Source organism: Nocardioides albertanoniae (assembly GCF_006716315.1).
GTDB lineage: Bacteria > Actinomycetota > Actinomycetes > Propionibacteriales > Nocardioidaceae > Nocardioides > Nocardioides albertanoniae.
Map to the genome: position 1 here is coordinate 2406030 of NZ_VFOV01000001.1, position 13158 is coordinate 2419187.

Annotated in this window: 12 protein-coding genes; 5 read left to right on the top strand and 7 right to left on the bottom strand. The window is 69.0% G+C overall.

Annotated features, from left to right (window positions below):
* The first annotated feature begins 6 nt into the window (after window positions 1-6).
* Entirely contained in the window at window positions 7-1914 is a 1908-nt protein-coding gene (dxs, locus tag FB381_RS11470) for a 1-deoxy-D-xylulose-5-phosphate synthase (protein ID WP_141780416.1), read from the top strand.
* 78 nt (window positions 1915-1992) lie between these two features.
* Here the strand turns inward: dxs and FB381_RS11475 are convergent, their stop codons facing one another.
* The gene (locus FB381_RS11475) at window positions 1993-4086 is read right to left on the bottom strand and encodes a 3-hydroxyacyl-CoA dehydrogenase NAD-binding domain-containing protein (RefSeq protein WP_141780417.1); all 2094 of its coding nucleotides are present in this window, start codon (window positions 4084-4086) and stop codon (window positions 1993-1995) included.
* Window positions 4083-5282: a thiolase family protein gene (locus tag FB381_RS11480; protein ID WP_141780418.1), complete on the bottom strand. Its 1200-nt coding sequence runs from the start codon at window positions 5280-5282 to the stop codon at window positions 4083-4085. Before FB381_RS11480 ends, FB381_RS11475 begins: the two co-directional genes overlap by 4 nt.
* A 274-nt stretch (window positions 5283-5556) precedes the next feature.
* On the opposite strand from FB381_RS11480, the gene FB381_RS11485 reads away from it, so the two are divergent.
* The 3 genes from FB381_RS11485 to FB381_RS11495 all read left to right on the top strand — a co-directional run bounded on the left by FB381_RS11485 (window position 5557) and on the right by FB381_RS11495 (window position 7930).
* Entirely contained in the window at window positions 5557-6516 is a 960-nt protein-coding gene (locus FB381_RS11485) for a proteasome assembly chaperone family protein (RefSeq protein WP_141780419.1), read from the top strand.
* Window positions 6517-6525: 9 nt separating this feature from the next.
* On the top strand, window positions 6526-7404 hold the full coding sequence (locus FB381_RS11490) for an acyl-CoA thioesterase (RefSeq protein ID WP_170225136.1): 879 nt from the start codon (window positions 6526-6528) through the stop codon (window positions 7402-7404).
* Window positions 7405-7579: 175 nt separating this feature from the next.
* On the top strand, window positions 7580-7930 hold the full coding sequence (locus tag FB381_RS11495) for an ArsC/Spx/MgsR family protein (RefSeq protein ID WP_141780420.1): 351 nt from the start codon (window positions 7580-7582) through the stop codon (window positions 7928-7930).
* Window positions 7931-7936: 6 nt separating this feature from the next.
* On the opposite strand, the gene FB381_RS11500 is transcribed toward FB381_RS11495, so the two are convergent.
* The 4 genes from FB381_RS11500 to FB381_RS11515 form a co-directional block, all read right to left on the bottom strand.
* Window positions 7937-8350, bottom strand: coding sequence for a PIN domain-containing protein (locus FB381_RS11500; protein WP_141780421.1), 414 nt, complete (start codon window positions 8348-8350; stop codon window positions 7937-7939).
* Window positions 8341-8559 (bottom strand): type II toxin-antitoxin system VapB family antitoxin, encoded by a 219-nt coding sequence (vapB, locus tag FB381_RS11505; protein ID WP_141780422.1) that lies wholly within the window; start codon window positions 8557-8559, stop codon window positions 8341-8343. Before vapB ends, FB381_RS11500 begins: the two co-directional genes overlap by 10 nt.
* Window positions 8560-8635: 76 nt before the next feature.
* Window positions 8636-9517, bottom strand: a complete 882-nt coding sequence (locus tag FB381_RS11510; protein ID WP_246088066.1) for a MaoC/PaaZ C-terminal domain-containing protein — start codon at window positions 9515-9517, stop codon at window positions 8636-8638.
* The gene (locus tag FB381_RS11515) at window positions 9517-10839 is read right to left on the bottom strand and encodes a 3-oxoacyl-ACP reductase (RefSeq protein WP_141780423.1); all 1323 of its coding nucleotides are present in this window, start codon (window positions 10837-10839) and stop codon (window positions 9517-9519) included. The genes FB381_RS11510 and FB381_RS11515 overlap by 1 nt, the downstream gene beginning before the upstream one ends.
* 172 nt (window positions 10840-11011) lie before the next feature.
* On the opposite strand from FB381_RS11515, the gene FB381_RS11520 reads away from it, so the two are divergent.
* Window positions 11012-12301, top strand: coding sequence for an acetyl-CoA C-acetyltransferase (locus FB381_RS11520; RefSeq protein WP_141780424.1), 1290 nt, complete (start codon window positions 11012-11014; stop codon window positions 12299-12301).
* 60 nt (window positions 12302-12361) lie between these two features.
* Here FB381_RS11520 and FB381_RS11525 read toward each other — a convergent pair whose 3' ends face one another.
* Complete coding sequence (locus FB381_RS11525; protein WP_141780425.1) at window positions 12362-13087, bottom strand: TetR/AcrR family transcriptional regulator; 726 nt, start codon at window positions 13085-13087, stop codon at window positions 12362-12364.
* Window positions 13088-13158 lie beyond the last annotated feature (71 nt).

Consider the following 13158-nt stretch of genomic DNA (forward strand, 5'->3'; position numbering starts at 1 on the left):
CGGGCCATGGGTCTCCTCGAACGCATCGCCGCGCCACAGGATCTTCGCGATCTCTCCGATGACGAGCTCGAGCTCCTGGCGAGCGAGATCCGTGACCTGATGATCAGGACGGTCGCCACCAACACCGGCCACCTCGGCCCCAACCTCGGCGTCGTCGAGCTGACCCTGGCCATGCACCGGGTCTTCGAGAGCCCGCGCGACCGGATCGTCTTCGACACCGGCCACCAGTCCTACGTCCACAAGCTCGTCACCGGGCGCGCCGGCGACTTCGGCACGCTGCGCCGCGAGGGCGGCATGAGCGGCTACCCGAGCCAGCTCGAGTCCGACCACGACGTCGTCGAGAACTCCCACGCCTCCACCTCGCTCTCCTACGCCGACGGGCTCGCCAAGGCCTTCACGATTCGGGGCGAGGATCGTCACGTCGTCGCCGTGATCGGCGACGGTGCGCTCACCGGCGGGATGGCCTGGGAGGCGCTCAACAACATCGCGATCCAGCAGGACTCCAAGCTGGTCATCGTGGTCAACGACAACGGCCGCTCCTACACCCCGACCATCGGTGGTCTGGCCACGGCGCTGACCACGCTGCGTACGAGCCCTCGCTACGAGCTGCTGCTCGACATGGTCAAGCGCCGCCTCAACGCGGTGCCCGGCATCGGCGCCGTGGCCTACGACGCGCTGCACGCGGTCAAGAAGGGGCTCAAGGACGCGGTCGCGCCGCAGGGGCTCTTCGAAGACCTCGGGCTGAAGTACGTCGGGCCCGTCGACGGTCACGACAGGCATGCGGTCGAGCAGGCACTGACCTCGGCGAAGCGCTTCGGCGGGCCGGTCATCGTGCACACGATCACCCGCAAGGGCTACGGCTACGACCCCGCCGAGCGCCACGAGGCCGACCAGTTCCACTCGCCCGGCCCGTTCGACGTCCAGACCGGCGCCGAGAAGCCCAAGGGCCTGATCTGGACCGACCACTTCTCCGACGCGATGGTGCGCCTGGGGGAGCGGCGTCAGGACATCGTCGCGATCACCGCGGCGATGGTGCACCCGGTCGGTCTCGACAAGTTCCATGCCAGGTTCCCCGAGCGCACCTTCGACGTCGGTATCGCCGAGCAGCACGCCGCCACCTCGGCAGCAGGCCTGGCCATGGGCGGTCTCCACCCGGTCTTCGCGGTCTACGCGACCTTCCTCAACCGTGCCTTCGACCAGGTGCTGATGGACTGTGCGCTCCACAAGCAGGGCGTCACCTTCGTGCTCGACCGCTCCGGGGTCACCGGTGACGACGGCGCCTCGCACAACGGCATGTGGGACATGTCGATGCTCCAGATCGTGCCCGGGCTGCGGCTGGCCGCGCCGCGTGACGTCACCCGCCTGGTCGAGCTCCTCGACGAGGCGGTGGCCGTCGACGACGCGCCGACCGTGGTGCGCTTCCCGAAGGGCCCGCCGCCCGACGACATGCCCACCATCGACAAGCTCGGCGGGGCCGACGTGCTGGTGCGCAACGGCACCCGCGACGTGCTGGTCCTCGGTGTCGGCTCGATGGCCGAGGTGGCCGTGGGCGTCGCCGAGCGGCTCACCGCCCAGGGCATCGGCGTCACCGTCGTCGACCCGCGCTGGGTCAAGCCGGTCGACCCCGCCCTCGTCGAGGCGGCCGCCGACCACCGGCTGGTCGTCACCATCGAGGACAACGGCGTCGCCGGCGGCGTCGGCGCCGCCTTCCTGCAGGCCGCGACCGCCGCCGAGGTGAGCACCCCGGTGAAGATCCACGGCATCCCGCAGGAGTTCCTCGACCATGCCAAGCGCCCCAAGATCCTCGGCGACATCGGCCTGACCCCCCAGGCGATCGCGCTCGACACCATCTCCCGCCTCGGCAGCCTCGACACCGACCCTCTCCCCGAGACGTCACTCTCGGAGGCCGAGTAGTCACTCGCTGACACCTCCGGGAACGAGTTGACCCCCGGCCGCTCGGCGGCCGGGGGTCAACTCATGAGTGGTCCAGGGTCAGTGGAACTTCTTGCCCGTGACCTTCTCGGAGATGCCCTCACGGTCGAGCAGCTGGGTGATGCCGCCGTTCCAGAACTGGAAGCCGGCGCCGGTGATCATCGCCAGGTCGATGTCCTCGGCGGCCTGGGCGACGCCCTCGTCGAGCATGCGGCGTACCTCGTCGGCGAGCGCCTCCAGCGACTGCTGGCGCGCCTCCTCGGCGGTCTTGGCCACGTCGCCCGTGGTGAGCAGCGCCTCGACCTCGGGGTCGACGGTGCGTCCGTCGGCACCGAAGAAGGAGCTCTTCTTGGCCTCGACGACCTTGTGGAGGTTCTCGGAGAGGTAGAACCGGTCCGGGAACGCCTTCGCGAGCGTCTCGTTGTTGTGGTAGGCGATCGCCGGACCGACCAGCCCGATCAGCGCGAACGGACCCATCGGCGCCACACCGGCGAAGGCCGACTCGACGACGTCGACCGGGGTGCCCTCGTCGGCGATCTTGGAGACCTCACCCATGAAGCGGCCCAGGAGCCGGTTCACGATGAAGGAGGGGCTGTCCTTGACCAGGATCGAGGTCTTCTTCAGCGACTTCGAGACCGAGAACGCCGTGGCCAGGGCCGCGTCGGAGGTCTTCTCGCCCTTGATGATCTCCAGCAGCGGCATCACCGCGACCGGGTTGAAGAAGTGGAAGCCGACGACCCGCTCGGGGTTCTTCAGGTCGGCTGCCATCTCGGTGATCGACAGGCTCGAGGTGTTGGTGGCGAAGACCGCGGTCTCCGGGGCCACCTTCTCGGCGTTGGCGAAGACGGTCTTCTTGACGCCCATCTCCTCGAAGACGGCCTCGATGATGAAGTCGGCGTCGGAGAAGGACTCCTCGTAGTCGACCGAGGAGGTCACCAGGGCCTTGAGGCGGTTGGTCGCGTCCTGGGAGGCGCGCCCCTTGGCCAGCTTCTTGTCGAGCTCGGCGTGGACGTACGCCACACCCTTGTCGGCACGCTCCTGGTCGAGGTCGACCATGACGACCGGCACCTTGAGACGCTGCACGAAGAGCAGCGCGAACTGCGAGGCCATCAGCCCGGCACCGATGATGCCGACCTTGGTGACCTTCTGCGCGAGCGCCTTGTCGGGCGCGCCGGCGGGACGCTTGGCGCGCTTCTGCACCAGGTCGAAGGAGTAGAGCGAGGCGAGCAGCTGCGGGGTCTCGGACATCGCCACGAGCGCGTCGTCCTCGGCCGCGAAGCCCTCGTCACGACCGGCGGTCTTGGCCAGGGTGAGCAGCTCGACGGCCTTCTTGGCGGCCGGGGAGGCGTCGCCGGTCTTGGCCCAGGCGAAGAAGCCCGCGTTCTTGGCGGCCTCGTCCCAGCCCTCGCCGCGGTCGATCGACTCCCGCTCGACGGTCACGTCGCCGGCGAGCACCTTGTCGGCCCACAGCAGCGACTGCTCGAGGTAGTCGGCGCCACCGAACTTCGCGTCGGCGATGCCGAGCTCGAACGCCTCGGCACCCTTGAGCACCTTGCCGTTGTTGAGCGGGTTCTCGATGAAGACCTTCGCGGCCTTCGCCGGACCGATCAGGTTCGGCAGCAGGTAGCCACCGCCCCAGCCGGGCACCAGACCGAGCATGACCTCGGGCAGGCCGACGGCGGGCACCGAGTCCTGGATGGTGCGGTAGTCGGCGTGCAGCGCGACCTCGAGGCCGCCACCGAGCGCGAGCCCGTTGATGAAGCCGAACGACGGCTTCTTGGTGGTGCCGTCACCGTCACCCAGCTTGCGGAAGACCGCGTGACCGAGCTCGGCGATCGTACGGATGCCGTCGGGGCCACCCGCCTGCAGCGCGGTCAGGTCGGCGCCGGCCGCGAGGATGAACGGCTTGCCGGTGACGGCGATCGCGTCGATCGAGTCGTCGGCGAGTGCCGCGTCGTAGGCCTTGTTGAGCTCGACCAACGACTTCGGCCCGAAGGTGTTCGGGCGGGTGTGGTCGTGGCCGTTGTCGAGGGTGACCAGGCCGAGGGCCTTGCCGGAGGGCAGGTTGACCTTCGCCAGCTTCGCCTCGGTGACGACCTCGTCGTCGGAGAAGAGCTTCTCGACATCCGCGAGAAGAGTGTTGATGTCAGTCACTTCGACTCTCCAGTCCAGTTCGGGTTCTCCCAGATGACCGTGCCGCCCATACCCAGGCCGATGCACATGGTGGTGAGGCCGTAGCGGACCTCGGGGCGCTCCTCGAACTGGCGCGCCAGCTGGATCATCAGCCGCACGCCGGAGGAGGCCAGCGGGTGACCGAATGCGATCGCGCCGCCGTAGGGGTTGACGCGGTCGTCGTCCTCGGCGATGCCGAAGTGGTCCAGGAAGGCGAGCACCTGGATGGCGAACGCCTCGTTGACCTCGAAGGCCTCGATGTCGTCGATCGTGAGACCGGCCTTGGCCAGGGCCTTCTCGGTCGAGGGGATCGGGCCGACGGCCATGACCTCGGGTGCCACGCCGGAGAAGGCGTAGGAGACCAGGCGCATCTTGACGGGCAGGCCGAGCTCGCGCGCGACCTCCTCGGAGGCCAGCAGCGAGGCGGTGGCGCCGTCGTTGATGCCCGCCGCGTTGCCGGCGGTGACGCGGCCGTGGGGGCGGAACGGGGTCTTGAGCTTGCCCAGGTCCTCGGTGGTGGTGCCGGGGCGCATCGGCTCGTCGGTGGTGGCCAGGCCCCAGCCGTTCTCGGCCGAGCGGGTGGCGACGGGCACCAGGTCGGGCTGGATCTTGCCGTCGGCGTACGCCTTCTCCGCCAGGTTCTGCGAGCGGACCGCGAACTTGTCGGTGCGCTCCTTGGTGATCGCCGGGTAGCGGTCGTGCACGTTCTCCGCCGTGTTGCCCATGACGAGCGCCGAGGGGTCGACGAGCTTCTCGGAGACGATCCGCGGGTTCGGGTCGACGCCCTCGCCCATCGGGTGGCGGCCCATGTGCTCGACGCCACCGGCGATGACGACGTCGTAGGCGCCGAAGGCGATGCCGCCGGCGGTCGTGGTGACCGCGGTCATCGCGCCGGCGCACATCCGGTCGATCGCGTAGCCCGGCACGGACTGCGGAAGCCCGGCGAGCAGGCCCGCGGTGCGGCCGATGGTCAGGCCCTGGTCGCCGATCTGCGTGGTCGCGGCGATGGCGACCTCGTCGATCCGCTCGGGCGGAAGCTCGGGGTTGCGGCGCGTGAGCTCACTGATGAGCTTGACGACCAGGTCGTCCGCGCGGGTCTCGGCGTACTGGCCCTTGGCCTTGCCGAAGGGTGTGCGTACGCCGTCGACGAAGACGACTTCTCGCAGCTGTCGGGTCACCGTGTCACTCCATGTTGGTTGTCGCTAGGCGGCGCTGAAGGTGTGGGCACGGACAGTGCCCGAGGCATACATTACCCGCTAGTAACAACGGTGGCGTGATGGGGGAGGTTCGCGGACCCGCGCGTCGGCTTGGGAATATCGTGGGCGTGCACGATGCTCCGCTGTCGTCATGTTGAAGCGTGCACTGAGATGGTTGAGGCCCAGGAGCGAGACTCCGGGCGATACGGCAGACGGCGAGAGAGCAGCTGGTGGCACCGAAGGGGAGGAGGCAGCGATGAGCGGATCACGACTCGTACACATCGTCGACGAGCTGCCCGAGGAGGTGCTGGCCGCCGGTGGCGAGCGGCTTCCCCTGGTGGTCGTCCTCGACGGCTTCCTGGATGCGGGCAAGGCCGCCGACAGGGCCGCCGCCCACCTGGTGCAGACCTCGAAGCGCGCGCCCGTGGTGGCGACCTTCGACGTCGACGAGCTCCACGACTACCGCGCGCGTCGCCCGGCGATCTCGTTCGTGAGCGACCACTACGAGTCCTTCGACGCACCGCGACTGGTGGTGCGGCTGCTCAAGGACGCCGGTGACACGCCTTACCTGCTCATGCACGGCCCCGAGCCCGACAACCGCTGGGAGGCCTTCGCGATCGCGGTACGCGAGGTCATCGAGCGTCTCGGGGTCACCGAGGTCGTCTCGCTGACCTCGGTGCCGATGGCGGTGCCGCACACGCGTCCGCTGACCACCACCCGGCACGCCAACGACCCCGCCCAGGAGCTGGCCGGGCAGGTCTGGGACAGCCCGTGGAAGGGCGAGATCCGGATCCCGTCCTCGGCGCAGGCCCTGGTCGAGGTACGCCTGGGGGAGTGGGGCCATCCGGCGGGCGGCTTCGTGGTGCACATGCCGCACTACCTGGCTCAGAGCGACTTCCCGGCCGCGGCCGTCGTGCTCGTCGAGGAGCTCGAGCGCGCCGCGCGGCTGACGATCCCCGTCTCCGACCTGGAGGCCGAGGCGCAGCGCCGCGAAGAGGAGATCGAGTCCTACCTGGAGGACAATGCGGAGGTGAAGGAGGTCGTCGCCGCTCTCGAGCAGCAGTACGACACCTTCCAGCGTGGTGAGCAGTCCGGGCGCTCGCTGCTGGCTCCCGACGAGCCGTTGCCGACCGGTGAGGAGCTCGGTGAGCAGTTCGAGCAGTTCCTCGCCGGCCTCAACGGGCCTGATCCCGACGACGACCCTGAGAAGGACTGAGATCGCCAGATGACGACCCACGCCGTGCCGGCGGACAAGGCGGTGGCCGAGCTGGTTGGCGTGCTCGACCTGGTCCAGATCGACAAGGATCTCTTCCATGGCGCCACCACGACCCGCAACTCGCGCGGGCGGGCCTACGGCGGGCAGGTCGCCGCGCAGGCGCTGATGGCGGCCGTACGCTCGGCCGACCCGGACTTCACGGTGCACTCGATGCACTCCTACTTCCTGCTCCCGGGCGACCCGTCCTACCCGATCGTCTACGACGTCGAGCGCATCCGTGACGGACGCTCCTTCGAGACCAGGCGGGTCAGCGCGCGCCAGAAGGGGCGCGACATCTACTACCTGACCGCCAACTTCCAGCGCGCGGAGACAGGCTTCGAGCACCAGGACGCGATGCCCGCGGTGCCGCCTCCCGAGAAGTGCATCGACTTCCTCAAGATGATGGCCGACTCCGGCAGCGCCGAGGCGGTCTCGCTGGCGCGCGAGTGGGAGGCCGTCGAGGTGCGTGCGGTCGGCAACTCGCTGCTGGGCATCGAGCCCGACCCGGCCCGGCCTGCACAGCAGCGACTCTGGATCCGGCTGGGCGCCTCGCTCCCCGACGACCCCGAGATCCAGCGGGCCGCGTTCACCTGGGCCTCCGACATCTCGCTGCTGGGAGCCTCCCTGGCCGCCCACTCCCTGGACCACAAGGGCATCCAGATGGCCTCGCTCGACCACACCATCTGGTTCCACCGCCCCTTCCGCGCCGACGAGTGGTGGCTCTACGACCAGGAGAGCCCCTCGGCCTCCGGCGGCCGCGGACTCTCCATCGGTCGTGTCTTCACCGCTGACGGTGTGCTCGCCGCGACGGTCGCCCAGGAGGGCCTCATCCGCCCTCCCCGTGCCTGACCCGCCCCAGCCGACGAGTCACCCCTGCAGGTCGAAGAGTCACCTCTGCAGGTCGAGGAGTCACCTCTGCAGGTCGAGCGGGCACCTTTCCGTGCATCGCTAAGGTGGCGCACTATCGCACACCCTATCTGGCCGCCGCGATAGTGCACCGAACCCCCGGGCTAAGGTGAGCGACGTGGATCAGATCACTGTGTACGAGAAGCCGACCTGCACGACATGTCGCAACCTGTTCACCCTCCTCAAGCAGGAGGGCATCGACTTCGAGAAGGTCGACTACCACGTGCTCGGGCTGCGCGCCGAGGAGGTCAAGGACATCCTCGCCAAGACCGGCCTGAGCGCACGCGAGGTGCTGCGCAAGGGGGAGCCGGTCTACAAGGAGCTGAACCTGGCCAAGCGCGACCTCTCCGAGGACGAGCTGATCGGGCTGATGGTCGAGCACCCGGAGCTGATGCAGCGGCCGATCGTGCTCAAGGGCGATCGCGGTGTGCTGGCCCGTCCGATCGACAAGGTGCGCGAGATCCTCTGAGGTGACTCAGACGCGGAGCCGCTCGACCGGCTGACCGGTGGTGCGGGCGATGAGCTCGACGTCGCGGGCAGCGTGGAGCACGGTGAGATCGGCCTCCTCGGCGATGGCGGCGAGGAGCAGGTCAGGCACCGACGGTCCACGTCGGCGGCTCCGCTTCAGGAGGCTGCGCTGGATCTCCAGCGCCCGTGCCTCCGTACGCGGCGTGAGCGCTGCCACGGGCATGTGGATGATCGGCACGTCCTCGACGAGCTCGCACCATTCGCGCTCGGAGGCGGCGAGATGCCCGACCTCGAGCAGTGTGGGGGTGGTGATGCGCACCTGGCCGATCTCGATCAGGCGCGACCACTTCTTGGCGTCGGGGCTGGTGCTCATCCGGGCGAGCGCCGATCTGTGCACCAGCCAGGCGCTGCTCAGGACCATGCGTCTCGCATGAGGTCCCGGTCGTCGAGCCGGGCGAACTTCGCGAAGTCGTCGGCGGCGACGGGCCGCGCCGGCGGCAGCGGGCGCAGGGCGTCCGGTGTGAACCAACGCCGCAGATAGTCGCTGCGGTCGAGCCCGAGGCGTTCCGCCTCGGTGTCGATGCGTGCCATCTCGTCCTCGGAGAGGTCGCGGATGAGTATGTCGGACATGTCTGTCAACCTCCTGAAGGGGAGATAGTAGCGGGGCGAGCCGGTCGGATGTGACCGGCTCGCCCCGTGGCGGTTCTCACAGAGCGGTCGTACGCCCCACCAGGTGAAGCGTGTCCGACCCCCGCTTGTGGAGCGAGAAGTCGTAGCCGTCGAGGTGCTTGAGCGACCCGAAGGCGACCGAGGAGGGCAGGAAGACCGGCTTCTTGAAGGCCACGTCGACGCGCGCGGCGTCAGGCAGCCGGTTCTCCAGCGCCGCGATGCAGCGCGCTTTGGTCCACATCCCGTGGGCGATCTGACGCTTGAACCCGAGTGCCTTCGCGCTGAGCGGGAAGAGGTGGATCGGGTTGTAGTCGCCGGCGACCTTGGCGTAGCGACGACCCAGGTCGGTCTTGAGCGGGAAGACCGGACCGGAGGGGTTGACCTCGGCGAAGTCCGAGGGCCAGACGACGTCGGGGTTGCGCCTGCCGCGTACGAGGTAGGTCGAGGTGGACTCCCACACGACCTCGCCGCCGACGGTCGCCACCGTCAGGAAGCGGTAGGCCTTGCCGACCGGGTGCGGCTCCGGCTGTCCCACGGTGGTGGTGACCGCGACCGCCTCGCCGACCGAGATCGGACGGTAGCCGCTGATCGAGTTCTCGATGTGCACCATGCCCATGGCGGGCGAGGGGAACTCGGGCGACGACATCAGCGCCATGTGCAGCGGAAAGGCCAGCATGTGCGGGTAGGGGAGCGGCACGGTGTCCTTGATGGGGAACCCGCACAGCTCCGCGTACGCCGCGACAGCATCCCGCTCGAGGACGACCGGCTCACGGGTGATGCTGAGCTCGTCGTAGGCCGCGCCCGTCTTCTTGATCCCGGGGATCGTGTTGACGCCGGGGATGGCGGGCAGCGCCGCCTTGAGGAGCAGCCCGGGGCCGGCCTTGCCGCTGAAGCTGCGCTGGATCTGAGCCGATGCCATCAGGCGCCCAGCATCATCTGGCCGCACACGCGCACGACGTTGCCGTTGACGCCGGTGGAGGCGGGGGAGGCGTACCAGGCGATGGTCTCGGCGACGTCGACCGGCAGGCCGCCCTGCGACATCGCGTTGAGCCGCTGGCCGACCTCGCGGGTCGCGAACGGCACCGCGGCGGTCATCTGGGTGATGATGAAGCCGGGCGCGACCGCGTTGACGGTGATGCCGTGGCGCAGGTCCTCGGCCAGGGAGTCGACGAAACCGATGACCGCTGCCTTCGAGGCGCCGTAGGAGGTCTGGCCGAGGTTGCCGGCGATGCCGGCGATCGAGGAGACGCCGATGATGCGGCCGTTGTCGCGCACCAGCTTCTGCTTGAGCAGCTCGGTGGTGATCCGCTCGGGGGCGGTGATGTTGATGTCGAGCACCTTGCCGAAGCGGTCGGCCTTCTGGTTGGCGAGCTTCTTGTCGAGCGTCACGCCGGCGTTGTGGACGACGATGTCGACGCCGCCGAACTTCTCCTTGAGGTAGGAGGCGATCTTCGCCGGAGCGTCCTCGGCGGTGATGTCGGCGGTGATGTAGTCGGAGGTGACCTTCTTCAGGTCGTCCTCGGCCGGCGGGATGTCGAGGCCCACGACGGTCGCACCGTCGCGCTGGAGCACCTTGGCGATCTCCTCGCCGATGCCGCGCGCGGCGCCGGTCACGAGGGCGACCTTGCCGGTCAGCGGCCTCTTCGGGTCGACCTGCTCGGCGACGGTGTCAGCCTTCTTGGTGCCGACGCGCACGACCTGGCCGGAGACGTAGGCGCTCTTCGGGGAGAGGAAGAAGCCCAGCGTCGAGAGCAGCGAGCCCTCGAAGCCCTCGGCGACGTAGACGAGCTGCACGGTGCCGCCCTTGCCGATCTCCTTGCCGAGGCTGCGGGTGAAGCCCTCGAGCGCACGCTGGGCGACTCGCTCGGCGCCCTTGAGCTGCTCGGGCGGGGTGCCGATGACGAGCACGCGCGGGTTGGTCTCCAGCGAGCGCAGCACCGGGGTGAAGAACTCCTGCAGCTCGACCAGGTCGGAGCTGGTGGTGATGCCGGTGGCGTCGAAGACGAGGCCCTTGAACTTGGCGTCGGCGGTGGCGGAGCTGGTCGAGGCGATGTCCAGCTCGCCGAGGAGACCGCTCAGCGACTCGGCGAGGCGACCGCGGCCGCCGACGAGCACGGTGCCCTTCACGAGCGGGGCGCCTGCCGTGTAGCGCTCGAGCTTGGTGGGGTTGGGCAGCCCGAGGTTCTTGACGAGGACCTTCCCGATCGCCGACTGGGTGAAGCTCTGGTACTTGTCGCTCATGTCTGCTCTGATCCTTCGAAGACGTGTTCGCGGTTGGGTTGGCGAGGTGGGGCGGTGCCCCGGCGATATGTTACTCGTCAGTTGTAACTAGGGTTGTAACTCGGTGTCCACATTTCGTGATCTCCCTGACATACCCTTCTCCAAAGAGCGTCATCAGACAAGGATGAACCCTATGACCACTGCTCAGACAAAGCGGCGTGTCGCCATCGTGGGCGGCAACCGCATTCCCTTCGCCCGCTCCAACGGCGCGTACTCGACCGCGTCCAACCAGGAGATGTTCACCGCCGTCCTCGATGGCCTCTCCGCACGATTCGGCCTCGACGGCGAGCGTGTCGGCGAGGTGGCCTCCGGCGCCGTGCTCAAGCACTCCCGTGACTTCAACCTGGCCCGCGAGTCGGTCCTCGGCTCCAAGCTTGCCCCCGAGACGGCCGCCGTCGACCTCCAGCAGGCCTGTGGCACCGGCCTCCAGGCCGCGACCTACATCGCCAACAAGATCGCGCTCGGCCAGATCGACTCCGGCATCGCCGGTGGCACCGACACCACCTCCGACGCGCCGATCGCGCTCGGTGAGCGCCTGCGCAAGATCCTCCTCGAGGCCAACCGCGCCAAGACGACCACCGACCGGATCAAGGCGATCGCCAAGATCCGCCCGGCCGACGTCATCCCCAACATCCCGGCCAACGTCGAGCCGCGCACCAAGCTCTCCATGGGTGAGCACGCCGCGCTGACCGCGCAGGAGTGGGGCATCACCCGTGAGGCCCAGGACGAGCTCGCCGCTGCTTCCCACCAGAAGCTGGGCGCTGCGTACGAGGCGGGCTGGTTCGAGGACCAGATCACGCCGTTCCGCGGCCTGGAGAAGGACAACAACCTCCGCCCCGGGTCGACCGTGGAGAAGCTCTCGACGCTGAAGCCCGCCTTCGGCAAGAGCCTCGAGAACCCCACCATGACGGCCGGCAACTCGACGCCGCTGACCGACGGCGCCTCCGCCGTGCTGATGGGCTCGGAGGAGTGGGCCGAGTCGAAGGGCCTGAAGGTGCTGGCCTACTTCGTCGACGCCGAGGTCGCAGCTGTCGACTACGTCGCCGGCGGTGAGGGCCTCCTGATGGCTCCCGCCTACGCCGTGCCGCGCCTGCTGGCCCGCAACGGCCTGACCTTCGACGACTTCGACTTCTTCGAGATCCACGAGGCCTTCGCCTCCCAGGTGCTCTCGACGCTGGCCGCCTGGGAGTCCCCGGACTTCTGCAAGGACAAGCTCGGCCTCGACGCGCCCCTGGGCTCGGTGCCGCGCGAGAAGCTCAACGTGAAGGGCTCCAGCCTCGCGGCCGGTCACCCCTTCGCCGCCACCGGCGGTCGCATCATCAACAACCTGGCCAAGCTGCTCGACGAGAAGGGGAGCGGCCGCGGCCTGATCTCCATCTGCGCGGCGGGCGGCCAGGGCGTCGTCGCCATCTTGGAGAAGTAGGACACGCACGACGTACGCGGCGCCCGGCTCCGGCCGGGCGCCGCTGCCTTTCCTACCGAGCTATTTGGCGGTGAGGGCCAGGGCCGAGGTGACGAGATAGTCGCGCACCTGGTCGGGGGAGACCGCGGCGACGGTCGGCACGCCGGGGGCGGACTCGGAGACCAGGATGCCGACGCGAGCCAGCTGGAGGGCGCCGAGGCCCGAGGCGTAGAGCGTGTTGGCGAGGAGGTTGGGGTCGTCGAGCTCGAACTCGCCCGACGCGACGCCGTCCTCGAAGACGCTGGTGAGGATCGTCAGGCAGCCGCTCATCGCGCGCCCGAGCCGGAACAGTGCGCTCTCGGAGAGCTCGTCGAGCAGGTCGGACCCGCTACGACGCATCAGCGTCTGGGCACAGTCGACGAACGCCGGGTGCTCGATGCCGTAGTCGACGAAGGCGCCGACGACGTCGCGCACGGCGTCGGTCGGTGAGCTGTCGCCCGCGGCCGCCTCGAGCAGATGCTCGCGCATCTCGTCGAGATAGCCGACCAGGGTCAGCGCGAAGATCTCGTCCTTGCCGGTGAAGTGCCTGTAGACGATCGCCCGGTTGATGCCGACTGCCTTGGCGATGTCTTCGATCTGGGCATCGCTGAGCCCGCGCTCGTCGAAGAGTCTGCGCGTGGCGGCGACGATGTCCGCCTCGCGTGCGCGGCGGCGGGCGGCCGCAGCGGACCGGCGTCCGTCGGCGGCCGAGCCCGAGGCTCTCGGGCGGCCCGAGACGGGGCCAGAGGCGGTTGGTCGGGTGCTCACGATCCACACTGTACGCCGTGTGCAACTCAGAGTTGCAGCACGTGTCCGGCTTCACACGGCCGCCGGAATCG